The following is a 24,630-nucleotide window of genomic DNA, read 5'->3' as shown; positions in this document are numbered from 1 at the left end:
TAATGCCTGCTGAAGATAATTTTTGGCATCCGAATTCGAGCGGTAAAAGCGAATTTTACCGGCGGAAGCGGCGCTTTCCTGGGACAGTCGAGGCTTTCTGGACAAAGCAGGCACTCATCGCGCCACCGGTTTCAAGCAAGCTTCGAATGCCAGTATGGCAGATGCCGGTATAGCATCATCGGACTGGCCTCGTTTTGGGGAGGACGGTCCATGCGCGCTTCGGCGATCGACAGCCATGCCAGAATATTTCCTTCACGGAGTTGGGTTTTGAACAGCAAAGTTTCGTTCTCTGCGGCATCCAAGGATTACCAGATGGGCCGCTACACACAGTCCTTGGCGACGCTCAACCAGTTGATGGATATCCAGCCGGACGCCAAGACCTATGCGCTGCTGGCCAAGAACCTCGTGCAGCTCGGCTTCAAGGCCGATGCCGCAAAAGCCTATGGCCTGGCCGGCAACTGCGAAGGACCGAATTCCTACGAATACCAGAAACAGGCTGCCAAGCTGCATTACGAGACCGGCAATGAGGACGATGCTCTGCTGATCGCCATGCGAAACCTCACCAAAGCGCAGGAAGACGCGGAGCTCGCCTTCATCATCACCGCGATCTATTTGAAGCGCCAGCAGCGGGATATCATCCGCCCGTTCAAGACGGTGCTGTCGCAGAGTGCCAATCCCGATCATATGCGCCTGGCGGCCCTGCTGCTGAGCGACGATCTGAACGACGCAACCAACCAGAACCTCGCGCGCAACATCTTCAAGCGTTTTCCCGGCAATCTCGCATTCCGCTTTCTGCATCTGGTTTTCGCTCGCGAATTCAATGAGTTCGAAGAGGCGAGCAAGCATCAGGCGGTGATCGACGCGGCCCTTGCAAAGGGCGATATCGAGATCCTGCGCAAGGACAACCCGTTCTATCATCTGCACTGGTGCGGTAACGAAGACTTCAACCGGTATGCGACGATCGGCACCACCCCCCTCAACCAGGAACGGGTGGCCTTCCGCCGCAACCAGCCGCACAGTTGGTCGGACAAGATCCGGATCGGCTACATGTCATCAGACTTCTGGGATCGCCACGCAACGATGAAGCTCTTGCAGCGCATCCTCGAACTGCACGACAAGGACCGGTTCGAGGTGACGCTCTTCTGCCATACTGGCCCGGAATACCTCAAGCACAACACGATCGACCGCAGCCGCTGGGGCCGGATCGTCACCGTTCACGGCTTCTCCGACCAGGCGGTGCTGGAAGTGGTGCGCGAGCACAATATCGACATCATGGTCGACCTGAAGGGCCACACTTCGGGCAGTCGCGCGACGGCCTTCAACCTGCCGCTCGCACCGGTGCATGTCGGCTGGCTCGGTTTTCCCGGCAGCACGGTCAATGTCGACCTCGACTACGTCATCGGCGACCATTTCGTCCTGCCCGAGGTGGCCAAGCCCTTCTACCATGAGAAGTTCTGCCGGCTGCCGGAGAGCTACCAGCCGAACGACCCGATGCATCGTCCGAAGCCGCGTCCTGTCACCCGCGAGCAACTCGGCCTGCCGGAAGACGCCTTCATCTTCGCGTCCTTCAACGGTAACCGCAAGATCACGCCGGAGACGATCGGCAGCTGGTGCCGTATCCTGAAGCGCGCCCCGAACAGCGTGCTCTGGCTGATGGCGAATACGCCGCGCAACCAGGCAAACCTGCTGAAGCAATTCCAGGCGGCGGGCATTTCGCCCAAGCGGATCATCTTCTGCCCGCGCGCGCCCTATGAACAGCACATCGACCGCCAGCAGGCGGCCGACCTCGGCATCGATACCTTCCCCGTCAACGGCCACACGACCACCTCGGAGCAGCTCTGGGGCGGCCTGCCGGTCCTGACCGTCAAGGGTACCAATTTCGCGTCACGCGTCAGCGAGAGCCTGCTCAGGGCCATAGACCTGCCCGATCTCGTCGCAGACGACCTGCGGGCCTATGAGGACATGGCTGTCGAACTGGCTGAAAATCCCGGACGGATCGCTGAGTACAAGGCGCATCTCAAGGAGAAGCGCTATATCGCGCCGCTCTTCGACGCCGAACGGTTCTGCGACCATCTGGAGCAGGCCTATGAAATCATGGCCGAGCGTTCCAAGCAGGGTCTCGCACCCGATCACATGGACATCCCGGCGCTGCCGCCGCGCACGGCGCCATTCGCAGCCGAGTGAGGCTTTTCGACCGCGACAGCGTCGCGCGTCTTTCAGACGGGTAAAGGACGCTGTAGCACTTTGAATTGTGCATAATGAAAGAACCCGCCGGAGTGATCCGGCGGGTTTCTCATTGGCCAATATCAAGCGGCGGCAGCCGCTCAGTTGAACGAACGCACCAGGCTGCCGACCAGCAGGTTCCAGCCGTCGATCAGCACGAAGAAGAGAATCTTGAAAGGCAGCGAGATCGAGGTCGGCGGCAACATCATCATGCCCATGGCCATGGTGATTGTGGCAACGATGAGGTCGATGACGAGGAATGGCAGCACGACGAGGAAGCCGATCTCGAAGCCGCGGCGAATCTCGGAAATCATGAAGGCCGGGATCAGCACGCGATAGTCGATCGGATCCGTCGTCTGGATATTCTGTCCGCGTTCACGCGCCAGATCGACGAAGAGCGCCAGATCCTTGTCGCGGGTATTCGCCGCCATGAAGGTGCGGAAGGGTTCGGCGATACGCTGGACGGCCTCGGTCTCGTTGATCTGATTGGCAAGCAGCGGCTGCACGCCGTTCTGCCAGGCCTGATCGAAGGTCGGCGACATGACGTAGAAGGTCATGAACAGCGACAGCGACAAAAGGATCATGTTGGAAGGCGTCGAGGAGAGGCCCATCCCTGAGCGCAGGATCGAGAAGGCGATGATGAAGCGCGGGAAGCTCGTCACCATGATCAGGATGCCCGGCGCGACCGAAAGAATGGTTAGCAGGCCGAATGTGCGGATGATCCAGGCGGCGACGGAGCCATCGACCGGCACGTTCAACAAGTCAGTCGGAAGCTGCTGTGCCACCGCCAGTTCCGGTACCGCCATGATGGCGGCAAGGAAAACTATGAATCGAATCATTCGATGACAAATGTCCTGAACATGACCTTCGATACCCGCCCTTGCGAGCGAAGGTCAACACGTTCCTGTATGTCATCCTTGAGATATTGAAAGCCGCGCGGCCCCTCGATCTGCTGAAGGGAAACGGTTCTGATATAGGCTAGGATATCCTGATGAATATCCTCGGAAACCTTGACATCCGGCGGCCCGTTGAACAGCAGCGCGACTTCGAGTCGGACCCAGTTTTCCGAGGGGTAAGCGAGGTTCGACGTGATTGGTTCAAGCTGGACGACGTTGTTGGCCTCGGTCGAGATGCGCGCCAGACCTTCCTCGGCCTTCTTCTTGGCCTCGGCATCCTTGGCCTGCTCGATCTCCTTGGCGCCCTTGATGTTGGGCGCGACGATCGTGCCGACCGCCCAGCCGCCGCCGGCGCCGAGCAGGGTCAGGACGGCGATGCCGATGATCGTCATCAGCGAGCCGGATTTCTTCTTCGATTGACCTGCGCTTGCGTCTGGCTCTGCCATCGTCGTTCAGCCTCAAAGCGGCGAGAAAAGATCGACGGCCTGCTGGCCGCGCGGAGGCTGCTGCACTTCCATCAGGCGGCCGCGGCCACCGTAGGAGATGCGGGCTTCGGCGATCTTGTCATAGGAGATCTGGTTTTCGGCATTGACGTCCTGCGGACGAACGATACCGGCGACGTTCAGGATGCGCAGTTCCTGGTTCAGCCGGACTTCCTGCGAGCCCGATATGACGAGGTTGCCGTTTTCGAGAATGCCGGTGACGACGGCGGCGACCAGAAGGGTGAGCTTGTCGGTGCGCTCGATCTTGCCCTTGCCGTCGGTGCTGGTGTCGGAACCATAGGTCAGGTCGGTCTTGGACTCGGGCGTCCAGCCGAAGATCTGGGCGTTGACGTCCCAGTTCATGCCGCTCGAATTCGTGCGGCTGCGGTTGGTCTCGTTGTCGAAGGAGGCCTTGTCGTTGATCTGGATATCGACGGTCAGGATGTCGCCGACGTTGAGCGCGCGCGCGTCCTTGAAGAGGGCGGCCTGCGAATCGCTCCACAGCGAATAGCCCTGCGCCACGGCGCGCGGCTGCTTCGGATAGAGCGCCATCTGCGGGGTCTGGCCATAGGCGAGGCCGCTGCCGATCGGGCTCATGGCGGGCGCACGGCCGATCTCGCTGACTGCCGTCGGAGACTGGCAACCTGCAAGGATTGCGAGGGCGGCGATCGCGGCCGGGAAACGCATATTCATGAAGGATCCTTCGACGTATTGGGATCGGACGCACTGGCGATGACGCTGGCGATGACCGCGGCCTTTTGCGGGTCCATCTCGTTGAGGATGAGGCTCGACTGCCGCGGGCCGAGCCGCATGATCACGGCGGAGGCCACCTCGATCTTCATGTCCTGCAGCTGAAGTGCGGCCGCATCCGGTTTCATCTTCCTGTAGATCTCGGTGAGGCCGGCTTCCGCCTGCTTCAGGAAATCATCGCGCCGCTTCAGCCAGTCCTGGTATTCGGTCTTGCGCTTGTCCATTTCCGCCATGCGGGCGTCAATATCGGCGCGAAGCTTTTCCAGTTCCTGCTTCTGCAAGAGGTAACGCTGGTCGCGGGCGGGATCGGCAATGTTGGTGCAGAACTGCTTGATCTCGTCCTGGGAGGTGATGTCGCCCGCCGGCGCATGTTCCTGCGCGAAGGCGCCGGGGATCGACAGAAGGACGAGGCCCGCGGCCGGCAGCGCCAACCGGCGCAGCAGTTGCAGGACCGTCATGTCACGGTTGATGATATCAATCATTGCAGCACAAGCTCCGCCTGCAGGGCGCCTGCCGACTTGATGCCCTGGAGAATGGCGATGATGCCATCCGGTTTCACGCCGATATTGTTGAGGCCAGCGACGAGGGTCCTGAGGTCGGGGCCGTCGATGATCGCGACACGCCCACCAGTCTGCTCGGCGGCAATATCGGTCTGCGGCTGGACGGCAGTCCGGCCTTGCGAGAAGGGTTCGGGCTGGATGATCTGCGGCGTTTCGGTGACCTGAACCGTGAGCGTGCCGTAGCTGACGGCAACCGGCGAGACGCGGACATCCGAGCCGATGACGATCGTTCCAGTGCGTTCGTTGATGACCACCTTGGCCGGCGTATCGGTCTCGACGATGAGATTTTCGATATCGGCCATCAGCCGGGTGAGATCGGCCGTGCGCGGCTTCTGGATCACGACTTCCTGCGAATCCTTGGCTTCGGCAACCGGGCCGCCGAAGCGCGCCGAGGCATAACCGTTGACGATGTCGGCGATACGGATCGCCGTCGAGAAGTCGGGGTTGCGCAGCTGCAGGACGAGATTGACAGAGTCCTTGAAGCGGGACGGCAGTTCCCGCTCGATAATCGCACCGCCGGGCACGCGGCCGGCAGTGGTGACGCCTTCGGTCACGGTCGCCGCCTGGCCCTGCGCCTGAAAACCGGAAACGATGGCGGCACCCTGCGCGACTGCATAGATTTGGCCGTCGGCGCCGGAAAGTGAGGTCATGACGAGCGTGCCGCCGCGCAGCGACGTCGCATCACCGAGCGAGCTCACCGTCACGTCGATACGGCTGCCGGGGCTTGCGAAAGGGGGCAGGTTGGCGGTGACCATCACGGCCGCCGTGTTCTTGGCGTTGGATTGGCCGCCCTGCGTCGAGATGCCGAGATTCTGCAGCATCGCGCGCATCGACTGTTCAGTGAAGGGCGAGGACCGGAAGCCGTCGCCGGTCCCCTGGAGGCCGACAATGAGTCCATAACCGATCAACTGGTTATCGCGGCCGGCCTGAAGGGAGGCGATGTCCTTGATGCGGGAGGTCAGCGCCCAGGCGGGCCCGACATCAGCCAAACTCATGGCGAGAACCGCGACAAGAGTGACGAAACGGAAGAACAATTTCATTTTGCCCTCACATGGACCGTGCCGTCCGCAAGCACCGTGCCGCTGACGATGACGCCGGAATCCATATTGCGGGCGCGGACGACCTGCCCGGTCGCGCCGTCTTCGAGCGGCGTGCCGGCGGCGGAAATCGTCATCGCGCCGAGCGAGAAGACCAGGCGAATCGAAGAGCCACGGGTTACCGTATAGGCCTCGCGCAGGGCCGAGACCGAGATCGTGCGGCCCGGCAACAGCGTGCGCTTGGAAACCATACCTTCGACCTGCGAAACGGATTTGGCATAATCGCCGGCGAGGTTGGGGTTGGTGACCTCGACCTCCTGGAGCTGGCTGGCCGACAATGTGTCGCCTGGGTAGATGATCGTGGTCGGGACGACGGCATAACCCATGCCGGCATCCGCCGACGCGGGCAAGATAATGCCCGCGACTGCGATCGTGGCTGCCGCCACCCATCCTGAGATGTGTCCTGCCCGGCAAAACATCATGTTTCGGCCCTTCCCTTACTTCAGGTTCTTGCTGACGATGGAGGCCATTTCATCAGCGGTGGTGATCACCTTGGAATTCATTTCGTAAGCGCGCTGGGCCGAGATCAGCTCGGTGATTTCCTTCACCGGGTCGACGTTCGAAGATTCCAGATAGCCCTGCTTCATGTAAGCGAAACCTTCCTCATCGGGATTGCCGATGACGGCTTCGCCGGAGGCCGGCGTTTCCTGGAAGAGATTGTCGCCGAGTGGCTGGAGACCCGCCTCGTTGACGAAGTCGGCAAGCGTCAACTGACCGAGTACGGTCGCATCCGTCGCACCCGGCAGCTTGGCTGAAACCTGGCCGGAGCGGCTGATCGTCAGCTCGGTCGAGCCCGTCGGAATAGTGATGCCGGGAAGGACCTCATAACCATCGATGGTGACGAGCTGGCCCTGGTCGTTCTTGTTGAAGGCGCCGGCGCGGCTGTAAAGCGTCGTACCGTCGGTCGACTGGATCTGGAAGAAGCCCTTGCCGATCAGCGCCACGTCGAGATCGTTGCCGGTCTGGGTCAGTTCGCCCTGGAGATGCAGGTTGCGGACCGCCGAGGTCTGGACGCCGAGGCCGATATTGGCACCTTCCGGAACGACGGCCTGGTTGGCGCGGTTGGCGACACCCTTGGCACGTTCGGTCTGGTAGAGAAGATCCGAGAATTCGGCGCGGGCGCGCTTGAAACCCGTCGTATTGATGTTCGCGATATTGTTCGCGATGACTTCCAGATTGGTCTGCTGGGCATCCATACCCGTTGCTGCGATGGCGAGCGCTCTCATGTGTTCGTCCTCAAATCAGTTACATCTGCATCTTGGTGACTTCGAGAAAGGCCGAGACGACCTTGTCGCGGATGGCAATCGCGGTCTGCAGCGTCTGCTCGGCCTGGAGCATGGAATCGACGACTTCACGCGTCGTCGCTGTGCCCTTGATACCGGCAAAGGACATGCTTTCCGCACCCTTCAGGCTGTTGACCGCATCGCTCGCCATGTTGCCCATGATAGAGGCGAAGCTCATGCCATTGGCCGCACCTGCGGTGCCCGGCATGGTGGCGACAGAGGACGAGGCGGAATTTTCGGTGTCGACGGCGCCAAGCGCACGGGTCATCGACAGGTTGCTGACATTCTGGACGCTGCTGATCATTGATTATTGGCTCTTCAGGAGGTCGATCGTGGAGGAGATGAGATCGCGGGTCTGTTTGATGGTCTGCAGATTGGCGTCATACGAGCGATTGGCTTCGCGCATGTCGGCCATCTCGACCAGGATGTTGACGTTCGGCAGTTTGACGACACCCTTCTTGTCCGCAGCCGGATTGCTGGGATCGAATTCAGTGCTGAAATCGCCTTCGTCGACGCCGACCTTCTTGACGCCGACGGTCTCTACGTCGTTGGTGCGATCCATCTGCTGGCCGAAGGTGATCGTCTTGCGGCGATAGGGATCGGCGCCGGGCGTGTCGCCGGTCGAGCGGGCGTTGGCGATGTTTTCCGAGACGATGCGTAACCGCGTCGACTGCGCCTCGAGCCCGGAACCGGCGATTTTCATTGCTGCTGAAAGCGGATCCATGACTTTACCTTCTGACGGTCATCAACATCATGCGATTGAAGGAACTGACCAGCGAGGTGTTCAGATCGTACTGGCGCTTGATATCGCCCGACTTGGAAAGCTCCTCGGCCAAACCGACCGTATTGCCGGATTCCTGGACGCCGATTTCCTGGTCGAGTGCGGCCTCCTTGACGTCGATATCGCCGCTGTTGCTGAAATCGTTACCGCTGAGATGCGCCGGATTGGTGCGCGCCATGGCGATGTCGGACTTGTCGAGCACAGCGTCAAAGGGCGTGACGTCCTTGGCGTGGAACTTCGGGGTATTGGCATTCGCGATGTTGCCGGCAACAACCTGCTGACGGATCGTCAGCCATTCCGCCTGTCGCGAAGCCAAGTCGAAAAGTTGGATTGGTTGCATGAAACTCTCCGTTTTTACTGTCCCGAACCTAGTGCGGTAATCTTGCGTGGGACTTACGGGAATTCAGGCTTCGAGACGCTTTTCTGCGAACGCCGCCGCGATCAAAAGAACAGGGGCTCCGGCCGGTTCGCGGCGGAGCCCCTGTTGCCTGGCTTTGCGGACAGATTCAGTTGTTCTGGTAGGTCTCGCCCTTGGAGGTGACGATCATCCATTTGCCGTCGCGCTGCTCGAGTGTCGCAAGGCGGCTCTCGTCGGGCAGGATCGAGCCGACGCGCACCACATACATGCCGGAGGGATCCTCGATCAGCGCCCGGCCGTTGGAGACGTGCAGCAGGCGAAAAGAAGACTTCCCGGGGAAGGGCTGTTCCTCCAATATGGGGCCGCCATCGCGCTCCTTGCCGAGATCAGACACCGTTGCGGTCGTCAGCGGATCGATCGGCGGGGCCTTCTTGTCTCCCTCGTTCTTGTTGACCATGGCAAGCGGCGAGACGCTGAAGACGTTGCGGGCCGGCCAATCCGGCAGTTCGCGCGAATTGCTGCTGGTGGCAACGTTGATGCCGAACTTGTCCGCGTTGAAGAATACGTACCAGGGGAAAAAAGCGGAGGCGCCGGCGAGCGCCAGGCCGCTGAAGGTCAGCAGCCGATCCAGCATGACGGTTTTCCTGCGCTGCTTCAGGGAAGCGATGCGTTCGTCGTCGAATTCAGCCACGTCTAGCCTCTCCTCTGAATGGGTGCGCCCTGATTGCCCATACCGGCTGCGGCCTTGAGTGCGCCGGCGAGATCGGCGAAGGCATCGAGCGAGTCGCGATCGCCCGGAGACTGTTTCAGAACGTCGTAAATGATCGGCACCTGCTTGATCGCCATGTCGAGATCGGGGTCGGCACCCTGGCGGTAACCGCCGATCATGCGCAGGTCGCGCGTCTCTTCGAAACGATGGATCAGCACCTTCAGCCGCGACACCAGCTTTTCCTGATCCGGCGTCCAGGCCTTGCGGGCAAGACGCGAGATCGAGGCGAGCGGATCGATCGGAGGATAACGCCCTTCTTCGGCGAGACTGCGCTGCAGGACAATATGACCGTCGAGGATGCCGCGCGTCGAATCGGCAATCGGGTCGTTGTGATTGTCGCCGTCGACAAGGATCGAGATGATCGCCGTGATGGTGCCGGTGCCCTCGGGGCCGGGGCCGGCGCGTTCCAGCAAGCGCGGCAGCTCGGTGAAGACGGAAGCGGGATAGCCGCGCGCGATCGGCGGCTCGCCGGAGGCGGTCGCCACCTCGCGGATCGCATGGGCGAAACGCGTGACACTGTCGACGATGAAGAGAACGTTCTCGCCCTTGTCGCGGAAATGTTCGGCGACGGTGACGGCCGTCAGCGGCGCCATCTTGCGCAGCATCGGGCTCTCATCGCTGGTTGCGACGACGGCGATCGCCTTCCTCATATTGCTGCCGAGCGTATCCTCGATGAATTCGCGCACCTCGCGGCCGCGTTCGCCGACGAGCGCAATGACAACCTTGTCGAAAGCATCGGCGCGGGCGAGCATGGACAGAAGTGTCGACTTGCCAACACCGGAGCCGGCGAAGATGCCGAGGCGCTGCCCGAGGCAGAGCGGCGAGAAGATGTCGATCGCGCGCACGCCGGTCTTGAAGCCAGTCTCGACACGCTTGCGGGTCATCGAGGGCGGCGCGGTATTGGAGATCGAGCGGCGATCGAGCCCCTCGGTGATCGGACCCAGCCCGTCGATCGGCTCGCCGAGCGAGTTGACGGTGCGCCCGCACCAGCTGTCCGACGGAGAAATGCGGAAGGCGCCTTTGCGGATCACGGTATCGTGGATGCCGATCGGCTCGCCGGGTTCGATCGGGCAGACATAGATCAGTTCCGGTTCGACGCGCACGACTTCGCCGAGATGGATGCCGGTCGCGGATTTATGGGCCACGAACTCGCCGAGACGAACATGGCGGGAGAGACCGTGAACCGTGTAGTGGCCGGCGGCGATGGTCTGCACGCGACCGCCATGGGCAACCGCAAACTCCGGCGATGCGTATCGGTCGACGAGGCCAGCCAGATGCGCCAGCTTCGGGGAAAGGCCGTCCTCAGACAGTAGCGTGGTGCTCATGCTTCAACTTTCGCCCTAAGATACGTCGCGTGCAGCTTGCTGCATGCAACGTATTTTTGGTCTTTGTTCTTGTGCATGTCGTCCTCCCAAAACCGCCGGACACTTTTGGGCGACATGCATTAGCGGCTGCCCCCAAGTGTCTGGACGGCTTCCTTGAAGGAATCTTCGCTGTCGCGCATCAGCGACGAGACGCTTTCGAAGGCGCGGTTGACTTCGATCAGCTGGGTGATCTCACGCATGGCGTTGACGTTGGAGTTTTCGAGATAACCCTGCTCGACACCGACATTGAAGCGGTCGACGACGGCGCGCGGCTGGTCGGTGGTCATGATGCCGCTGTTTTCGTAGCGCAGGTAACCCTTGCTGATATCGGCCTCAAACAGGCCGAGGGAGCCGACCTGGCGACCGCCCTGATAGATGATGCCGTCGGTGCCGACGGCGGGCTCGCCCCCTTTGGTGTTGAGCTGGATCGGGGCACCGCCAGCATCAAGAACCGGATATCCCCGGATCGAAACAAGTTCGCCGGTTTCCTTGATCGTGAAGCGGCCATCCCTCGTCAACACGCGGCCGGCCGGCGTATCGAGCGAAAACCAGGCATCACCCTTGATGGCGAAATCGAGCATGTTGCCGGTGTGCTGCAGTTCGCCGTTTCCCTCGTTCAGATAGTCGTTGCCCTGGGAAACGAAGGCGACCTTGGTGTTCAGCTTGTTCTTGGTATTCGCCACCATCTCGTCGAACTTCACCTCAGTGGCGCGAAAACCGGTCGTATTCACGTTCGCCATGTTGTCTGCGATGGTGTTCAGACGTTTTTCGAGGGCCATCTGCGACGACAGAGAAACATAAAGACCGGATTGCATGTCGGTAAGCTCCAAGCATTGGCGATGAACGGGACGAAAAGCCGGGCGTCGTCTGATGTGGTTCGGCCGGGATTTCGCTGAGGCGGCATCTCAGAAACGGGTGCGGGCACCCATTCGTCTCCTTTAGAGTGACGGCAGATGCTTGCGCGAAGCTGGCACGCGGAAATGCTTGGCGATCGGGCCTTTCATCAGCCTCACGCAAGGCAGAAACCCTATCCGTCTCAAAGAAAAGCAACGTTCAGATTGGGCTGACGATGAATATCATTATCGGATTTATAGTGACTTGCGGCTGTATCGTCGGCAGCTTCATGGCGATGGGCGGCGAAGTGGACGCGCTGTTCCAGCCCTTCGAATTCCTCATCATCGGCGGCGCCGGCCTCGGCAGCTTCATCATGGCGAACCCGATGAAGGTGGTGAAGGACTCCGGCAAGGCGCTCAGCGAAGCCTTCAGGCACGCCGTGCCGAAGGAGCGCAACTATCTCGACACGCTCGGCGTGCTCTATTCGCTGATGCGCGACCTGCGCACCAAGTCGCGAAACGAAATCGAAGCCCATATCGACAATCCGGCCGAATCGACGATCTTCCAGTCGGCTCCAACGGTTCTGAAGAACAGGGAGCTGACGGCGTTCATCTGCGACTACGTACGCCTGATCATCATCGGCAACGCCCGCAGCCACGAGATCGAGGCGCTGATGGACGAAGAGCTCAACACCATCATGCACGACAAGATGAAGCCCTACCACTCGATCCAGATCATGAGCGATTCCTTCCCGGCGATCGGCATCGTTGCGGCGGTTCTCGGCGTCATCAAGGCGATGGCCCACATCAACGATTCGCCCGAAGTGCTCGGCCACCTGATCGGCTCGGCGCTCGTCGGCACCTTCCTCGGCATTCTCTTGTCCTACTGCGTCTGCTCGCCGCTGGTCTCCCAGATCAAGGTCGTGCGCAACAAGCAGCACCGCCTCTACGTCATCGTCAAGCAGACGCTGCTTGCCTATATGAACGGCTCGGTGCCGCAGGTCGCGCTCGAATACGGCCGCAAGACGATCTCGGCTTACGAGCGTCCGTCCATCGATGCGGTCGAGCAGGAAATGATGAACCCAGGTGGCGAAAACAAGGCGGCTTAAATGACTATGAGCAATGCTTCGCATGATAAACCGGCAATGGATCCTTCCCTCCTCGCCAAGCTGACAGGCGGGCTTGGCGACAGAGGCAGAGTCGCCAAGATCTGCAGCTCCTTCGGGGAAATCTACAGCGAATTCTTTCCCGACGTCATCAAAAGCGAGACCGGCCTCGACGTGACGGTCAATTATCTCGGCTGCGAGATTGGCTACAAGAACCACCTCATCGAAGACCTGAGCGCGAACGTCACACTCGTCGACGCGACGCTGCGCAACTGGTCGCAGAACATTACGCTTGCCTGCGGCAACGGCTTCGTCATCACGCTGATGGAGCATCTGCTCGGCGCCACAGCCGATACGATCGAGGAACCGGCCGACCGGCTGCTGTCGATCATCGAGCTCGATCTGGCGGTCATGGTCTTCGACAAGATCGCCAAGGTGCTGCGCTCGGCTGTCAACGCGCCGGGCGGTTTCGAACCGAGCCTTTCGGCCCCGCACGCCCATGACATGCGCGCCCGGCCGCAGGAGGATCGTCCGGATGAATTCGCGGCCGCCATCAACATGTCGATCACGCTTGCCGGCATCGTTTCGGAATTTTCGTTGATCGTTCCGCAGACGGCTCTGCTCAAGACCAAGGTGACGCCGCCGAAGCCGAAACGCCAGGCCAGCAGCAACTCAGCGGAATGGACCGAACAGCTCGGCGACCAGGTCCGCCGCTCACATGTCACGCTCGAGGCCAAGATCAGGCTGCAGGACTTGACGCTGCGGACAATATCGAAGCTGATGGTCGGCGACGTCATTCCGTTCCGCGATCACGGCGATGTGCGCGTCGAGGTCAGCGCCAACAGCAAGGAATTGTATGTGTGCGAGTTCGGGCGTTCAGGCGAAAATTACATGGTCCGCGTCAAGGATACGATGAACTCGGATGACGAACTCATCCGTCATTTAATGAATTAATCGGTTCTCTGGCTTTTGGGCTGCAAAGGCAGTTTGAGGCAAGTTTCAACTGGAATAGTGATTTCATGGCTACGAAGAAAACACAGCAGAACAGTGACCTCTCCCAGGATCTTCCGGGCAGCGAAGCCGATCTCGATCAGGCGATCGACGATCTGCGCGGCGTGCTGAAGCAGGATGCCGACGGCGACCTGTCGCAGTTTGGCGGCGACCTGCAGAGCGACCCCTTCGCAGCAGGAACGGACCTGGCGGCCTTTGGCGGCGAGACTTCGGAAACGCCCTTTGGCAGCGACGATTTCGGCGGCGACTTCGGCGGCGGCGATGCCAGCCCGGCTGCCGGCATGGATTTCGGCAGCAGCTCCTCCTTCGAGGCGTCGCCGGCCCCGCTCGGCAGCGCTTTGAATTCCAACTTCGACCTGATCATGGACATCCCGATCGACGTCCAGATCATGCTCGGCACCAGCCGGATGCAGGTCTCCGGCCTGATGAACCTCAATGAAGGGGCAACGATCGCCCTCGACAAGAAGATCGGCGAACCGGTCGAGATCATGGTGAATGGCCGCAGGATTGCCCGCGGCGAGATTACGGTGCTTGATAACGACGACACGCGATTCGGTGTGAAACTGATAGAAGTTTTGAGTACGAAAAAAGCCTGATCCCTGTGTGGGACGGAGAGGTTAGACCATGATGGACTTTGACGATTTCGGCGGCGCGCTAGCCGGGAAACCGTTGACCCAGGCTGAAAAGGCAGCGGCTGTTCTTCTCGCTATGGGAAAGGGAGTCGCCGGCCGGCTGTTGAAATATTTCACCCAGGCCGAACTGCAGACCATTATCTCTTCCGCCCAGTCGCTGCGCGCCATTCCGCCGGACGAGCTGCTGTTGCTCGTCTCCGAATTCGAAGACCTCTTCACCGAGGGCGCCGGACTGATGGACAACGCCAAGGCGATCGAGGCCATTCTGGAAGAAGGCCTGACGCCCGACGAGGTCGACAGCCTGCTCGGCCGCCGCACCGCATTCCAGGCCTACGAAACCTCGATCTGGGATCGCCTCAGCGAGGCGGAGCCGACATTCGTCGCGCAGTTCCTGCTGCGCGAACATCCGCAGACCGTCGCCTATATTCTATCGATGATGCCCTCCTCCTTCGGCGCCAAGGTGCTGCTGCAGCTTCCCGACAACCGCCGCGCCGACATCATGAACAGAACGGTCAACATGAAGGCGGTCAGCCCGAAGGCTGCGCAGATCATCGAAAACCAGGTCATGACGCTGCTTGCCGAGGTCGAGGCAGAGCGCAATGCGGCCGGTTCGACGAAGGTCGCCGATCTGATGAACGAACTCGACAAGCCGCAGGTCGACACGCTGCTCACCTCGCTCGAATCGATCAGCCGCGAGTCGGTCAACAAGGTTCGCCCGAAGATCTTCCTGTTCGAGGACCTCATGTACATGCCGCAGCGCAGCCGCGTCATGCTGCTTAACGACATCTCGACGGATGTGCTCACCGTCGCGCTGCGCGGGTCGCCGCCCGAGATCCGCGAATCGGTTCTCTCCGCCATCAGCCCACGCCAGCGCCGCATGATCGAATCGGATCTGCAGAGCGGCATGGGCGGCGTCAATCCGCGCGAGATCGCGATTGCCCGCCGCGCCGTGGCACAGGAAGCCATTCGCCTGGCCAATTCCGGCCAGATCGAGCTCAAGGAAAAGGAAGGCGACGCTTCGGCGGCCGCCTAAAGCGCGTCGCGATCTTTCAGATTCGCTCCTCGCGCTTTAGGTCATTTTTTTCGCATGTCGTTATCGCAAAACCGCTGCACACTTTTGCGCGACATGCTTTGGCTCGTCGAGACTGTTGACAAATCCGGCATGCCGAAAGGCGGCTGTTGATCGCCGTGCCACAGGCGGCTACCCTTCCCGCAACAGGCTGCGCTCTAAAGCGCGTCGCATAGAACTCGGTTCGTGCGACGCGCTTTAGGTCTTTGTTTTGATGCATGTCGTCATCCCAAAACCGCTGCACGTTTTTGGGCGACATGCGTTAGCTGCGGCCTATTTCTTTGACGGAGGGCCGCGACTTGGCAGACGATGACAAGGACAGCAAAACAGAAGCCCCAACCGCGAAAAAGCAAACCGATGCCGCGGAAAAGGGCAACGTGCCGTTTTCGCGCGAACTTTCGATCTTTGCGACGATCCTCGCTACCTTCATTTACCTCGTATTCTTCCTTCCCGACAGCGTCGGACGCATGAGTGAAACGCTGCGCGACATCTTCGAACAGCCCGACCAATGGAAGATCGAGACGGGGCCGGATGTCCTGGCCCTGTTCGGGCGGCTCGGCTGGGCAAGTGCGGCGCTGCTGGCGCCCGCCTTCATCCTGTTTATGGTGTTCGGCGTTGCCTCCTCCGTCTTCCAGAACCTGCCGACTCCGGTGCTCGAACGCATCCGCCCACAGGCCTCGCGTATCTCGCCGATCAAAGGCTGGTCGCGGCTCTTCAGCCTGCCCGGCCTCGTCGAATTCGGCAAGTCGCTGTTCAAGGTGGTCATCGTCGGGGTGATCCTGTTCTTCGTGCTCAGGAGCGAATATTTCAGCTCGATCGACGCGATGTTCTCCGATCCGCAGACGATTCTCGTGCGAATGATGGCGGCGATGCGCAAGATCATCATCGTCATGCTGATCGCCACTGCGATCGTCGCAATCGCCGATCTTTTCTGGACGCGCCATCACTGGTTCACCGAGCTGAAGATGACGCGGCACGAAATAAAGGAAGAAAACAAGCAGGCGCAGGGCGACCCCTTCGTCAAGAGCCGGCAGCGCTCGCTGATGCGCGACCGGGCGCGCCGGCGCATGATCGCCAACGTGCACCGTGCAACGCTGGTGATTGCCAACCCGACGCACTATGCGGTGGCGCTGCGTTACGCGCGTGAAGAGAACGACGCGCCGGTGGTGCTGGCCAAGGGTCAGGACCTCATCGCGCTCAAAATCAGGGAGATCGCCGAGAAGAACGGCATACCGGTGTTCGAAGATCCGCCCCTTGCGCGCTCCATGTTTGCGCAAGTCTCGATCGATAGTGTCATCCCGTCAGTCTTCTATAAGGCGGTTGCGGAGCTCATCCACCGGGTCTACGCTGCAGACGCCAAGAACAAACGGGTCAGATAAGCCGAATGAAAAAATGCCCTCACTCTACCCAGCGTGAAAAGATCCTCGCAGACGCGATCAGCCCGGTCGCCACTGAACTGCGCCTTCTGGATGCTTCTGACCTTATTTCACTGCTGCGCTTCGAGTATTACGGCAACCTTTCCGATCTCGTCGCTTCGGCGGCGGAGCTTTTCTTTCATCCGGGCACGGTGAATTTCGGCCTGGGCGGCAACTATACGCTGGAGTGGGGCGGCAAGCCCGAAGTCGTTCTCGATCTGGAAATCAAGCCGCGCGGCGTCACCGTTTACGCACAGCTTACCCTTGCCGAAGATCACGCCGGCATCGAGATCAATCATATCGCTTTCCAGGATCCCTCGGCCGATCCCGACGAGAACACCATCTTCCTCAAAAAGAGCCTTCGGGAAGCGCGCTACAGCGTGAACCAGCCGCCTCAGGCGCTGGCCGGCTGACTTTCTTCAAGGGAATCGCGCTTTCATTCGCTTTGGACTGCAAGTAAAGCGTTGCAGCGTTGCGCGTCTGTAAAGACGCGCGGCGATGTAACGGACCCTACGCGCGGGTTCAGCTGATATAACCGAGCCGGATCGCCTTGGCGATCGCCTGGATGCGATTGACGGAATCGAGCTTGATGGTCGCCGAGCCGAGATAGGCGTTCACGGTGTGCACGGACAGGCCGAGCTTGTCGGCGATCTCTTCGCTGATGCGGCCGTCGCCGGCAAGCTGCAGACAGGCGATTTCGCGTTCGCTGAGCGCCTCGGCGGCAGCCGTGCGGCGTTCGTCGAGCGAGAGCAGATCCATCATGATATGGCAGCAGCGACCGTGCAGCTCGACGATGGTATCGCTCGAGGGATCGAGCTCATCGCCGGTGAAAAGGATGAAACCATTGCCGACGGCGCCGAGCCGCACCGGAAAGGCAAGGCCGGAGAAAGGCAGAATACCGTCCTGCAGCCGCGTCATGAACGGCGAGAAGTCCGCCGGACCGGGTGCCGCACGGTCGTAACCGCCGGCCCATGACAGCGGCAGCAGCGATTTGTCGATATGGTCGAGAAGAATATCGCCATAAGCATCCGTGAAGGCCTTGCCGAAACCGGCATTGGAAGACCCCCAGTTCTCGAGCTCGCAGACAAGCCGCTGCTTTGCCGGAATGCCCGAGCCGCTGACGCGGAAGATTGCGAACCCTTGCGCATCGGCGAGCTTCTGCATCGCGATCAGCCGCGGAAAAAGATCGGACCGGCTGGAAATCCTGCTCACACGCACCATGCGCAGTTGCTCAGCACTGCTCATGGTCCTGCCTGATGGATACCCCATAGATCCCCCTATACGAGATTATTGCGGACGGCGAAGGCAATGGCCTCGGACCGGGTCTTGGTCGCCGTCTTGCGCATCACGCTGGTGATGTAGTTGTTGATGGTATTGCGAGAGATTCCGAGGATCATCGCGATCTCGTCGCTGGTCTTGCCCTCGGCGATCCAGAACAGGCATTCCAGCTCGCGGTCGGTCAATTCGAAATCGCGATCGACTTTCGTACCACCGCAGCGAAGGAAGCTCGCGACATAACCTGCAAGCAGGCCAACATCGCGCAGGCGCTCCGGCGAAAGGATGAACCCCTCGCCGAACAGGAACATGAGAGCCAGCCGCGACCGGCCGACATTGAAGGTCACCGAACAATATTGGCGGCTGGCGCCGTCCGGAACTTCGGCACTGTCAGGCAGAAGAGCAAAATTCGGCTGGAAAACCTGCATGCATTTTTCCAACTCGGTCGAGCGGGCATAACCGCGGACCAGATCATTGGCAATGTCCCTGACCAGGTCGAAGGGCCAGTCCGACGAGACGATGAAATCGAGGCCACTTTCCTGAAGGAGATCGCAGCGCGCCAGAAGGTAGTGCGAAGCACCCACGTAGTCCGTCAATGCGCGCAAACCAGACTGCAACCTGCCGGTGCTAGCGACACCGTGGAGGCGCTGAAGCAGCTCATCGCGTGGCAACAGATCCGGCACCACCGCACTCGCGAAATTCGCCATATGCCTCTCGCCTTTGCTCGCCTGAATTACATTCATATCCATTGGCAATGTCCTGCGGCTGAGAAACGATCGAACTCGGTGCAACAGCAATTTTTCTGTAAGGGATTCAATTCAAGTCCCGCTCGAATCCCATTTCGAATCACCTAAGGGTAAGCCGGACGATGCAAATCACCATCTCCGACTTCTAGGGATTTACTTTCGCTATCGCCCATGCACTGATTCGACCACTCATTCCAGCCTTCAAGATATAGGGAGGCTAAGGTGATTCTGGCGGTATCGCAACTTGCTTCGCGTTTTACGCGAGTCGATCCCATCATTTCTCCCTACAGCCGCATTTCGCTGATCGGGTCTATCGTCTTATTCGAATTCCAGGCCCTGATTGTCGTGCCTAGTCTCTCGCGGCTCCCGTCACGGCTTTTCGTACCGACATAAAAAAAGGCCGGTTGCCCGGCCTTTCCTTTACGCTGCGTCGTCGATCGCCCATTTCCTGAGGATTTTCGCGGCGCGTTCCTCGTTGATCTCGACCATCCGGGAAAGCTTGCGTTCCGGGCCTTCCTTGACGCGCCGATTGAAGTTTCCATCGTCGTCGCCGAGACTGAGCAGGTCCTCGGTACTGTCGAAGCCGAAATCGGACCCGAAGCCGTCCATGAGAGCGCCCCCGGCAGCTCCTGATGCAGGCGCGAAGTCAGGAAGCTCGAGGCCGGCCGCTTCCGGCGTGGCGTCGCCGAAAGGCGTAGAGCTGCCGTTGCCGCTGACGCTGCGCACCAGAGGCCGCAGGCCCATCCAGACGACCACGAAGGCGACCGCGACAAAGGCGAGCGAGTTGATGATGCCGGCAAGGTTGCGGCTCAGCATGTCCATGACGCGGACACCACCGGTGGCGTCTTCGAGCAGCTGGTTCTCGAGGAAGTCCATGGCCGTGACGGTGACGACGTCGCCGCGCTTGGCGTCGATGCCGGCCGCCGAAGCGACGATCTTCTGCATTTCGGCAAGATAGGCATCGACCTTGGTCTGGTCGGCGGGTTCTCCGACCATCTTGGCGATGCGGCCCTTGTTGACCACCACGGCGATCGAAAGCTTTTCGACCTTGTAGCTGTTGCGGGTCGTCGCCGTCGTCTTGCTGTTGATTTCGTAGTTGGTCTGTTCTTCGCGCTTGTCGGATTTGTCCTGCGATTCGGGCCCAGCGGAACCGCCGGCCTCAGGAGCCGCCTGCGGAATGTTCTGCTCGACCGTCGTCGCGCTATCGGACTGCTTCTGCTGCGACTGCTGGGCTTCCTTCGTCGAGCGGACCGAGCGTTCGACCTTGGATTCGGGATCGTAGGTCGTTTCCTGGATCTGCTGGGCGTCGGTGTTGAGATCGGCGGTGACGCTGGAGCGGAAGTTGTCCATGCCGAGGAAGGGTGCCAGCGCCTTGTCGATGTTGGATTCGACTTCCTGCTGAACGTTCTGGACGATGTTGAGCGAACGATTCAGCGAGCTGTTGCTCGCCTCGTCGCCGGAAGCGAGCAGCTGGCCGGCGGAATCGAGGATGGTCACGTCATCGACGTCAAGCCCCGGCACGGCCGAGGCGACGAGGTGGCGGATCGAGGTCGCTGCGCTGCGTCCAGTTGTGGCGCTGGCGCGAATCATGACGGAGGCAGTCGGTTTCTGCTCCGCCTTCCGGAAGTTTCCGACCTCCGGCATGACGATATGGACGCGTGCGGCCGTTATACCCGAGATCGACTGGATGGTGCGGGCGATTTCGCCTTCCAGAGCGCGAACCCGCGTCACCTCCTGCATGAAGGAGGTCAGGCCGAGGGAGCCGACATTGTCGAAGAGTTCGTAACCGGCGTTGGCGCTGTTCGGTAGGCCGCGCTCGGCAAGCATCAGCCGGGCCTTGCCCGTCATCCCCGCGGGAACGCTGATGCTGGAGCCGTCCGTGCCGACCTGGAAATCGACGTTGGCTTCGGCAAGCGCCATGCTGATCTGGTTGAGATCCGGCGAGTCCAGACCGACATAGAGCGTTTCCTGTGCCGGCTTGTTGACGAAAAGGGCGGCCGCAAGGACGATTGCGATAGAGACGGCACCGACGCCTCCAAGAATCATCAGGCGCGTTCGGCCCAAGGCGCCGAAGTTCTTAAATATCTGAACTAATTGATTTAACAGATTCATTCTGTTCTCGCACGATCCGTCAAAGACAAAGCAGGCTTATTGCCTCATCTGACGAATAGTCGGCGAAACTTGTGCGAGCGTTTCGTGAAGCGCGTGCGGGCCGAAAAGACCCTAGAAGAAATCGAAGTCGCCGGCTGCCTTGCTCAATGGCTGGGAATGGCCGTGGCGTGTGGCGCCGCCCAATGCCTTCTGCATCTCTGCCAACTTGACGAGGCTGAGCGCGGTTGCGACGTCGACTGCCCAGCCGTGCGGGATTTCGCCGGTGATGGTATCGATAAATTCGGCAAGGCCGCGCGATTTCTGCACGGCCAGATCAATGCCCTGCATGACCTTCATGGCATCCGGCGAATTCAGGATTTCGGCGCCGCCGATTTCGAGAAGCTGCGGCTCGATGCGCTCGATGAGGTAGGCGACATCGTGCAGTTCGGACACGATGCGCATCAGGATGTCGCTCAGCGCTTCGACAGGCGCAGGCGGCTCCATCACCGGGTTAAATGTCATATGAAAATCCTCGCCATCAAAAAAATTCGATACTGGTTTCGACGGGCTTCTGCGGAGCGGCGGGGCGCTGCTCGAGAGCGACGGTTCTCTGCGTTTCGGCGCCGGTCAGGGGGTATTGCCGGGCACGACCGGAGACCGGCCAATATTCAAGCTTGCGTCCATGCTCTCCGCCGGTGCTGGAACCGACCACCGGAATGCCTTCATCCCTCAGGAACTGCACGGCGAAGGCCGCGTTCTGCTCACCGACATTGGAGAATGTCGAGATCGTCTTCGCGCCGCCGAAGATCTTTGCCTCCAGCCGGTCGCGCCGGGCGCCCTGCTTCAGGAGACCGTTGATCAGCAGTTCCATCAGATGCACGCCGTACCGCGTGGCATCGCCACCTGATGTCGGCGACGTCGCCGAACCGGGCAGCAAAAAGTGGTTCATGCCGCCGACACCGGCGACAGGATCTCTGAGGCACGCAGCCACGCACGAACCGAGAATGGTCGAGAGGACCGCATTCGGATCGTTCAGAACCTTGTACTCGCCCTGAATGATATGCACGCGGCGGGCTGCCCCCTCAGTGATCATTTCAGGGCTCCAAACACGGCTTCGATGGCCGCTTTCATCTTCTCGATCGTGAACGGCTTGGCGAGCACGTTGTTGGCGCCGAGCTGGGCCGCCTTCTGCACCAGTGCGCGGTCGCCCTGGGCGGTGAGGATGATGAAGGCCGCCTTCTTGGTGTTCGGGTTGGTGCGCACGGCCTGAAGGAAGCCGATGCCATCCATCTTCGGCATGTTGAAATCCGAGATCACCAGGTGGTGCGGCTGCTCGGCCATGATCTTCATGCCCTGCTCGCCGTCGCCGGCCGACGTGATCTGCTTGAAACCGAGCTGGGTCAGCGCATCGCTGAGCAGCAACCGGCTCGTTACCTGATCATCGACGATCAGAACTTTGATTTTCTCCGCGATCGACATTTATTCGGTCCCTTCCTTTCGGGCGGCTGTCATTTTCAATATTTCTTCACCGATGGCAGACAGCGGAAGCTGCTGCTCAACGGCGCCAAGTTCGTGAGCAACCCTTGGCATTCCGTAAACGACACAGGTTTTTTCGTTCTGGCCGAGCGTTCTGGCGCCGGCGTGGCGCATTTTCAACAATCCAGCGGCGCCATCGCGGCCCATGCCGGTCAAAATCACGCCGACAGCGTTGCGGCCCGCCAGTTCCGCGACCGAATCGAAAAGTACGTCCACCGAGGGGCGGTGACCGTTGACCGGCGCCCGATCAATGAGACGGCAGCACGGCGCCGAGGCACCACTGACCTGCAGATGACGCTCGCCGCCGGGCGCCAGATAGATCTTGCCGATTTCGAGACGGGCACCATCGGTCGCTTCCTGCACCACCGGCGCACAGAGGCGGTTCAGCCGTTCGGCGAAGCTCTTGGTGAAGGTCGGCGGCATATGCTGGGTGATGACGGTCGGCGGGCAATTCGCCGGGAATTTCTGCAGCACGGCAATCAGCGCCTCGACGCCGCCGGTCGACGAGCCGATCGCGACGATCTTGCGGCCGACGCGGAAATCGGCGACCGAGGGCGGTGGCACGGCGGCAACAGGCTGGGAATACTGGCGTTGCGTGCGCGCGGCGGCCTTGACCTTCTCGGCGAGGTCGCCGAAGGGCCTGAGTTCGCCCGGCCCCGGCTTACCGACGCAGTCGAACGCGCCGATCTCCAGCGCCGCAAGCGTCGCCTCGGCGCCGCGATGGGTCATTGTGGATACCATGATCACCGGCATCGGACGCAGCGTCATGATCTTTTCGAGAAAATCGAGACCATTCATGTTCGGCATCTCGATGTCGAGCGTCAGGACGTCGGGATTCAGCCGCTTGATTGCCTCGCGCGCCTCCAACGCGTCGCCGGCCTGGCCGATGACGTTGACCTCGGGGTCGGAACTCAGCACAGCGGTGATCAGGCCCCGCATCGTCGGGGAGTCGTCAACAACGAGAACCCTTGCCGGAGCGCTCATGCCTTCCTCCCGAGACCTTTGGCCGTATAGCGATAGGTCGTGATGCCGATATTGTCGAAGACGTGTTTTGCCTCACCCGAAACACGCTCGGAATGGCCGATATAGAGGTGACCGCCTTCCGGCAACAGGCCGGCGAAACGCTGCCAGATCTTCATCTGCGTCGGCTCGTCGAAATAGATGACGACGTTGCGGCAGAAGATGACGTCGAACTTGCCCTTGAACGGCCATTGCGCCATCAGGTTCAGCTCGTTGTAGGTGATCAGCCGCTTGACGCGGTCGTCGACCTGGAATTTCCTTCGCCCCTGAACCTCGACTTCGCTGAACCATTGCTTGCGCATGGCCGGCGACACGGTTTCGAGCGCGCTCTCGTCATAGGCGCCGGCCCGGGCGATCGCGAGGATCTTCGGGTCGATGTCGGTTGCCAGGATCTTGAAGTCGTAGTCCGCGACATTCGGCATCAGCGACAGCACCGTCAGCGCGATCGAATAGGGTTCCTGCCCATCGGAGGAGGCGGCCGACCAGATGCGCACTCTGCCGCCCGATCTCGCCCGCTGCAGAAGTTCCGGCAGGACATGGTCGCGCAGGTGGTCGAAATGGTGGTTCTCGCGGAAGAAGCGGGTAAAATTGGTGGTCAGGTGCGAAAGCATCTCCCGGCGCGGCGCAGCACCCGCCGGCGAAGCGACGAGGTCGCAATATTCCCGAAAGCCGGACAGACCGAGATTGCGGATATGTTTCGAAAGACGCGAATAGACGAGCGACGCCTTCGTCTCGTTGAGGAAGATGCCGGCATCCGAATAGATCATTGCGGCGATCTCCGTGAGGTCGCGGCGCGTCAGCGGATATTCTCCGCTCGCCAGGACCTCGTCGGATCCCTGTCTCTGATCTTTTGCGCCCATTACACTCATGCGGCTTCGCTTTCGGTCTCTGGAAAGAGGGATTCGAGTTCGATCAGGCAGATCATGCGCTTCTCGATCGCGAGAACGCCGCGGGCAAATTGACGCTCGAGCTCGGAGGAGATTTCGGGCGTCGGCTGGATGGTTTCGTCGGTCACCGTCAGGATATCGGAAACGGCGTCGACCAGGAGGCCGACGACTTTACGCCGGACCTGGGCGACGATAATGACATGACGGGCGGTCGGATCGGCCGGCTTCATGCCGAGCCGGGCCGCAAGATCGATGATCGGCAGCACCGCGCCGCGCAGGTTGATGACACCCAGCATATAGGTCGGCGAATGCGGCATCGCGGTCGCCGGGGTCCAGCCCCGGATTTCGCGAACCGACATGATGTTCACGCAAAATTCCTGATCCCCGATGCGGAACGCGATCAACTCGCGATCCCCCTCGTTCAGATTTTTTACAGTGTACGACAT

At 60.6% G+C, this 24,630-nt stretch carries 29 protein-coding genes; 7 read left to right on the top strand and 22 right to left on the bottom strand.

Annotation, left to right across the window (positions count from 1 at the left end; translation table 11 throughout):
* Positions 1–210: 210 nt before the first annotated feature.
* A complete protein-coding gene (locus tag C3Y91_RS15535) occupies positions 211–2,184 on the top strand; it encodes an O-linked N-acetylglucosamine transferase, SPINDLY family protein (protein ID WP_018072575.1) in 1,974 nt (657 codons plus the stop codon).
* A 140-nt stretch (positions 2,185–2,324) separates the two neighbouring features.
* Here the strand turns inward: C3Y91_RS15535 and fliP are convergent, their stop codons facing one another.
* The 13 genes from fliP to flgF form a co-directional block, all read right to left on the bottom strand.
* Positions 2,325–3,062, bottom strand: coding sequence for a flagellar type III secretion system pore protein FliP (gene fliP, locus C3Y91_RS15530; protein WP_018486393.1), 738 nt, complete (start codon positions 3,060–3,062; stop codon positions 2,325–2,327).
* A complete protein-coding gene (locus C3Y91_RS15525; RefSeq protein WP_018072573.1) occupies positions 3,059–3,565 on the bottom strand; it encodes a flagellar basal body-associated FliL family protein in 507 nt (168 codons plus the stop codon). The genes fliP and C3Y91_RS15525 overlap by 4 nt, the downstream gene beginning before the upstream one ends.
* Before the next feature lie 12 nt (positions 3,566–3,577).
* Positions 3,578–4,294 (bottom strand): flagellar basal body L-ring protein FlgH, encoded by a 717-nt coding sequence (gene flgH / locus C3Y91_RS15520; protein WP_018072572.1) that lies wholly within the window; start codon positions 4,292–4,294, stop codon positions 3,578–3,580.
* On the bottom strand, positions 4,291–4,833 hold the full coding sequence (locus C3Y91_RS15515) for a MotE family protein (RefSeq protein ID WP_018493763.1): 543 nt from the start codon (positions 4,831–4,833) through the stop codon (positions 4,291–4,293). The genes flgH and C3Y91_RS15515 overlap by 4 nt, the downstream gene beginning before the upstream one ends.
* Positions 4,830–5,951 carry a flagellar basal body P-ring protein FlgI gene (locus C3Y91_RS15510; protein WP_018072570.1) on the bottom strand — a complete coding sequence of 374 codons (1,122 nt, stop codon included), beginning with the start codon at positions 5,949–5,951 and terminating at the stop codon, positions 4,830–4,832. The genes C3Y91_RS15515 and C3Y91_RS15510 overlap by 4 nt, the downstream gene beginning before the upstream one ends.
* A complete protein-coding gene (flgA, locus tag C3Y91_RS15505) occupies positions 5,948–6,430 on the bottom strand; it encodes a flagellar basal body P-ring formation chaperone FlgA (protein ID WP_018072569.1) in 483 nt (160 codons plus the stop codon). Before flgA ends, C3Y91_RS15510 begins: the two co-directional genes overlap by 4 nt.
* 15 nt (positions 6,431–6,445) lie before the next feature.
* Positions 6,446–7,234, bottom strand: a complete 789-nt coding sequence (flgG, locus tag C3Y91_RS15500) for a flagellar basal-body rod protein FlgG (protein WP_018072568.1) — start codon at positions 7,232–7,234, stop codon at positions 6,446–6,448.
* A gap of 19 nt (positions 7,235–7,253) precedes the next feature.
* Positions 7,254–7,595 (bottom strand): flagellar hook-basal body complex protein FliE, encoded by a 342-nt coding sequence (gene fliE / locus C3Y91_RS15495; RefSeq protein WP_018072567.1) that lies wholly within the window; start codon positions 7,593–7,595, stop codon positions 7,254–7,256.
* A 3-nt stretch (positions 7,596–7,598) separates the two neighbouring features.
* Entirely contained in the window at positions 7,599–8,015 is a 417-nt protein-coding gene (flgC, locus tag C3Y91_RS15490; protein WP_018072566.1) for a flagellar basal body rod protein FlgC, read from the bottom strand.
* 4 nt (positions 8,016–8,019) lie between these two features.
* Positions 8,020–8,412, bottom strand: coding sequence for a flagellar basal body rod protein FlgB (flgB, locus tag C3Y91_RS15485; RefSeq protein WP_018072565.1), 393 nt, complete (start codon positions 8,410–8,412; stop codon positions 8,020–8,022).
* A 166-nt stretch (positions 8,413–8,578) separates the two neighbouring features.
* Positions 8,579–9,121, bottom strand: coding sequence for a hypothetical protein (locus tag C3Y91_RS15480; protein WP_018493762.1), 543 nt, complete (start codon positions 9,119–9,121; stop codon positions 8,579–8,581).
* 2 nt (positions 9,122–9,123) lie between these two features.
* Positions 9,124–10,524 carry a flagellar protein export ATPase FliI gene (gene fliI, locus C3Y91_RS15475; RefSeq protein ID WP_018493761.1) on the bottom strand — a complete coding sequence of 467 codons (1,401 nt, stop codon included), beginning with the start codon at positions 10,522–10,524 and terminating at the stop codon, positions 9,124–9,126.
* A gap of 119 nt (positions 10,525–10,643) precedes the next feature.
* On the bottom strand, positions 10,644–11,378 hold the full coding sequence (gene flgF / locus C3Y91_RS15470) for a flagellar basal-body rod protein FlgF (protein ID WP_017967023.1): 735 nt from the start codon (positions 11,376–11,378) through the stop codon (positions 10,644–10,646).
* A 254-nt stretch (positions 11,379–11,632) separates the two neighbouring features.
* Here flgF and motA point away from each other — a divergent pair, with 254 nt between their 5' ends.
* From motA to C3Y91_RS15440, 6 genes are all read left to right on the top strand, one after another.
* A complete protein-coding gene (motA, locus tag C3Y91_RS15465; RefSeq protein ID WP_168575553.1) occupies positions 11,633–12,505 on the top strand; it encodes a flagellar motor stator protein MotA in 873 nt (290 codons plus the stop codon).
* Positions 12,506–13,456 carry a FliM/FliN family flagellar motor switch protein gene (locus C3Y91_RS15460; RefSeq protein ID WP_164597619.1) on the top strand — a complete coding sequence of 317 codons (951 nt, stop codon included), beginning with the start codon at positions 12,506–12,508 and terminating at the stop codon, positions 13,454–13,456.
* Between the two features lie 65 nt (positions 13,457–13,521).
* Complete coding sequence (gene fliN / locus C3Y91_RS15455; RefSeq protein WP_018072561.1) at positions 13,522–14,109, top strand: flagellar motor switch protein FliN; 588 nt, start codon at positions 13,522–13,524, stop codon at positions 14,107–14,109.
* Positions 14,110–14,137: 28 nt separating this feature from the next.
* Positions 14,138–15,178, top strand: a complete 1,041-nt coding sequence (gene fliG / locus C3Y91_RS15450; protein WP_003556501.1) for a flagellar motor switch protein FliG — start codon at positions 14,138–14,140, stop codon at positions 15,176–15,178.
* Between the two features lie 335 nt (positions 15,179–15,513).
* Positions 15,514–16,593 (top strand): flagellar biosynthesis protein FlhB, encoded by a 1,080-nt coding sequence (flhB, locus tag C3Y91_RS15445; RefSeq protein ID WP_024320945.1) that lies wholly within the window; start codon positions 15,514–15,516, stop codon positions 16,591–16,593.
* Positions 16,594–16,598: 5 nt separating this feature from the next.
* Entirely contained in the window at positions 16,599–17,042 is a 444-nt protein-coding gene (locus tag C3Y91_RS15440) for a BspJ family T4SS effector nucleomodulin (protein WP_018072559.1), read from the top strand.
* A gap of 109 nt (positions 17,043–17,151) precedes the next feature.
* On the opposite strand, the gene visR is transcribed toward C3Y91_RS15440, so the two are convergent.
* The 9 genes from visR to C3Y91_RS15395 all read right to left on the bottom strand — a co-directional run bounded on the left by visR (position 17,152) and on the right by C3Y91_RS15395 (position 24,630).
* Entirely contained in the window at positions 17,152–17,898 is a 747-nt protein-coding gene (gene visR, locus C3Y91_RS15435) for a transcriptional regulator VisR (RefSeq protein ID WP_130685925.1), read from the bottom strand.
* Between the two features lie 8 nt (positions 17,899–17,906).
* Positions 17,907–18,653, bottom strand: coding sequence for a transcriptional regulator VisN (visN, locus tag C3Y91_RS15430; RefSeq protein WP_024320948.1), 747 nt, complete (start codon positions 18,651–18,653; stop codon positions 17,907–17,909).
* Positions 18,654–19,070: 417 nt separating this feature from the next.
* Positions 19,071–20,762 (bottom strand): flagellar basal-body MS-ring/collar protein FliF, encoded by a 1,692-nt coding sequence (fliF, locus tag C3Y91_RS15425; protein WP_130685924.1) that lies wholly within the window; start codon positions 20,760–20,762, stop codon positions 19,071–19,073.
* A gap of 111 nt (positions 20,763–20,873) precedes the next feature.
* Positions 20,874–21,263 carry a chemotaxis protein CheT gene (cheT, locus tag C3Y91_RS15420; RefSeq protein WP_018072555.1) on the bottom strand — a complete coding sequence of 130 codons (390 nt, stop codon included), beginning with the start codon at positions 21,261–21,263 and terminating at the stop codon, positions 20,874–20,876.
* A gap of 16 nt (positions 21,264–21,279) precedes the next feature.
* Complete coding sequence (cheD, locus tag C3Y91_RS15415) at positions 21,280–21,834, bottom strand: chemoreceptor glutamine deamidase CheD (protein ID WP_003545509.1); 555 nt, start codon at positions 21,832–21,834, stop codon at positions 21,280–21,282.
* A complete protein-coding gene (locus tag C3Y91_RS15410) occupies positions 21,831–22,220 on the bottom strand; it encodes a response regulator (protein ID WP_003556488.1) in 390 nt (129 codons plus the stop codon). The genes cheD and C3Y91_RS15410 overlap by 4 nt, the downstream gene beginning before the upstream one ends.
* Positions 22,221–23,261 carry a protein-glutamate O-methylesterase CheB gene (gene cheB, locus C3Y91_RS15405; RefSeq protein WP_018072554.1) on the bottom strand — a complete coding sequence of 347 codons (1,041 nt, stop codon included), beginning with the start codon at positions 23,259–23,261 and terminating at the stop codon, positions 22,221–22,223. It abuts the gene before it with no gap.
* A complete protein-coding gene (gene cheR, locus C3Y91_RS15400) occupies positions 23,258–24,166 on the bottom strand; it encodes a protein-glutamate O-methyltransferase CheR (RefSeq protein WP_018072553.1) in 909 nt (302 codons plus the stop codon). Before cheR ends, cheB begins: the two co-directional genes overlap by 4 nt.
* Positions 24,163–24,630: a chemotaxis protein CheW gene (locus C3Y91_RS15395; protein ID WP_018072552.1), complete on the bottom strand. Its 468-nt coding sequence runs from the start codon at positions 24,628–24,630 to the stop codon at positions 24,163–24,165. The genes cheR and C3Y91_RS15395 overlap by 4 nt, the downstream gene beginning before the upstream one ends.

This window comes from Rhizobium ruizarguesonis (assembly GCF_012349115.1).
Taxonomy (GTDB): domain Bacteria; phylum Pseudomonadota; class Alphaproteobacteria; order Rhizobiales; family Rhizobiaceae; genus Rhizobium; species Rhizobium ruizarguesonis.
This window is presented reverse-complemented; position numbering and strand designations above follow the sequence as displayed.

Excerpts from the sequence above, each read along its gene's own strand:
- C3Y91_RS15535 (WP_018072575.1), top strand. The coding sequence starts at position 211 with ATGCGCGCTTCGGCGATCGACAGCCATGCCAGAATATTTCCTTCACGG.
- fliP (WP_018486393.1), bottom strand. The coding sequence starts at position 3,062 with ATGATTCGATTCATAGTTTTCCTTGCCGCCATCATGGCGGTACCGGAA.
- C3Y91_RS15525 (WP_018072573.1), bottom strand. The coding sequence starts at position 3,565 with ATGGCAGAGCCAGACGCAAGCGCAGGTCAATCGAAGAAGAAATCCGGC.
- flgH (WP_018072572.1), bottom strand. The coding sequence starts at position 4,294 with ATGAATATGCGTTTCCCGGCCGCGATCGCCGCCCTCGCAATCCTTGCA.
- C3Y91_RS15515 (WP_018493763.1), bottom strand. The coding sequence starts at position 4,833 with ATGATTGATATCATCAACCGTGACATGACGGTCCTGCAACTGCTGCGC.
- C3Y91_RS15510 (WP_018072570.1), bottom strand. The coding sequence starts at position 5,951 with ATGAAATTGTTCTTCCGTTTCGTCACTCTTGTCGCGGTTCTCGCCATG.
- flgA (WP_018072569.1), bottom strand. The coding sequence starts at position 6,430 with ATGATGTTTTGCCGGGCAGGACACATCTCAGGATGGGTGGCGGCAGCC.
- flgG (WP_018072568.1), bottom strand. The coding sequence starts at position 7,234 with ATGAGAGCGCTCGCCATCGCAGCAACGGGTATGGATGCCCAGCAGACC.
- fliE (WP_018072567.1), bottom strand. The coding sequence starts at position 7,595 with ATGATCAGCAGCGTCCAGAATGTCAGCAACCTGTCGATGACCCGTGCG.
- flgC (WP_018072566.1), bottom strand. The coding sequence starts at position 8,015 with ATGGATCCGCTTTCAGCAGCAATGAAAATCGCCGGTTCCGGGCTCGAG.
- flgB (WP_018072565.1), bottom strand. The coding sequence starts at position 8,412 with ATGCAACCAATCCAACTTTTCGACTTGGCTTCGCGACAGGCGGAATGG.
- fliI (WP_018493761.1), bottom strand. The coding sequence starts at position 10,524 with ATGAGCACCACGCTACTGTCTGAGGACGGCCTTTCCCCGAAGCTGGCG.
- flgF (WP_017967023.1), bottom strand. The coding sequence starts at position 11,378 with ATGCAATCCGGTCTTTATGTTTCTCTGTCGTCGCAGATGGCCCTCGAA.
- motA (WP_168575553.1), top strand. The coding sequence starts at position 11,633 with ATGAATATCATTATCGGATTTATAGTGACTTGCGGCTGTATCGTCGGC.
- C3Y91_RS15460 (WP_164597619.1), top strand. The coding sequence starts at position 12,506 with ATGACTATGAGCAATGCTTCGCATGATAAACCGGCAATGGATCCTTCC.
- fliN (WP_018072561.1), top strand. The coding sequence starts at position 13,522 with ATGGCTACGAAGAAAACACAGCAGAACAGTGACCTCTCCCAGGATCTT.
- fliG (WP_003556501.1), top strand. The coding sequence starts at position 14,138 with ATGATGGACTTTGACGATTTCGGCGGCGCGCTAGCCGGGAAACCGTTG.
- C3Y91_RS15440 (WP_018072559.1), top strand. The coding sequence starts at position 16,599 with ATGAAAAAATGCCCTCACTCTACCCAGCGTGAAAAGATCCTCGCAGAC.
- visR (WP_130685925.1), bottom strand. The coding sequence starts at position 17,898 with ATGGGGTATCCATCAGGCAGGACCATGAGCAGTGCTGAGCAACTGCGC.
- visN (WP_024320948.1), bottom strand. The coding sequence starts at position 18,653 with ATGGATATGAATGTAATTCAGGCGAGCAAAGGCGAGAGGCATATGGCG.
- fliF (WP_130685924.1), bottom strand. The coding sequence starts at position 20,762 with ATGAATCTGTTAAATCAATTAGTTCAGATATTTAAGAACTTCGGCGCC.
- cheT (WP_018072555.1), bottom strand. The coding sequence starts at position 21,263 with ATGACATTTAACCCGGTGATGGAGCCGCCTGCGCCTGTCGAAGCGCTG.
- cheD (WP_003545509.1), bottom strand. The coding sequence starts at position 21,834 with ATGATCACTGAGGGGGCAGCCCGCCGCGTGCATATCATTCAGGGCGAG.
- C3Y91_RS15410 (WP_003556488.1), bottom strand. The coding sequence starts at position 22,220 with ATGTCGATCGCGGAGAAAATCAAAGTTCTGATCGTCGATGATCAGGTA.
- cheB (WP_018072554.1), bottom strand. The coding sequence starts at position 23,261 with ATGAGCGCTCCGGCAAGGGTTCTCGTTGTTGACGACTCCCCGACGATG.
- cheR (WP_018072553.1), bottom strand. The coding sequence starts at position 24,166 with ATGAGTGTAATGGGCGCAAAAGATCAGAGACAGGGATCCGACGAGGTC.
- C3Y91_RS15395 (WP_018072552.1), bottom strand. The coding sequence starts at position 24,630 with ATGTCGTACACTGTAAAAAATCTGAACGAGGGGGATCGCGAGTTGATC.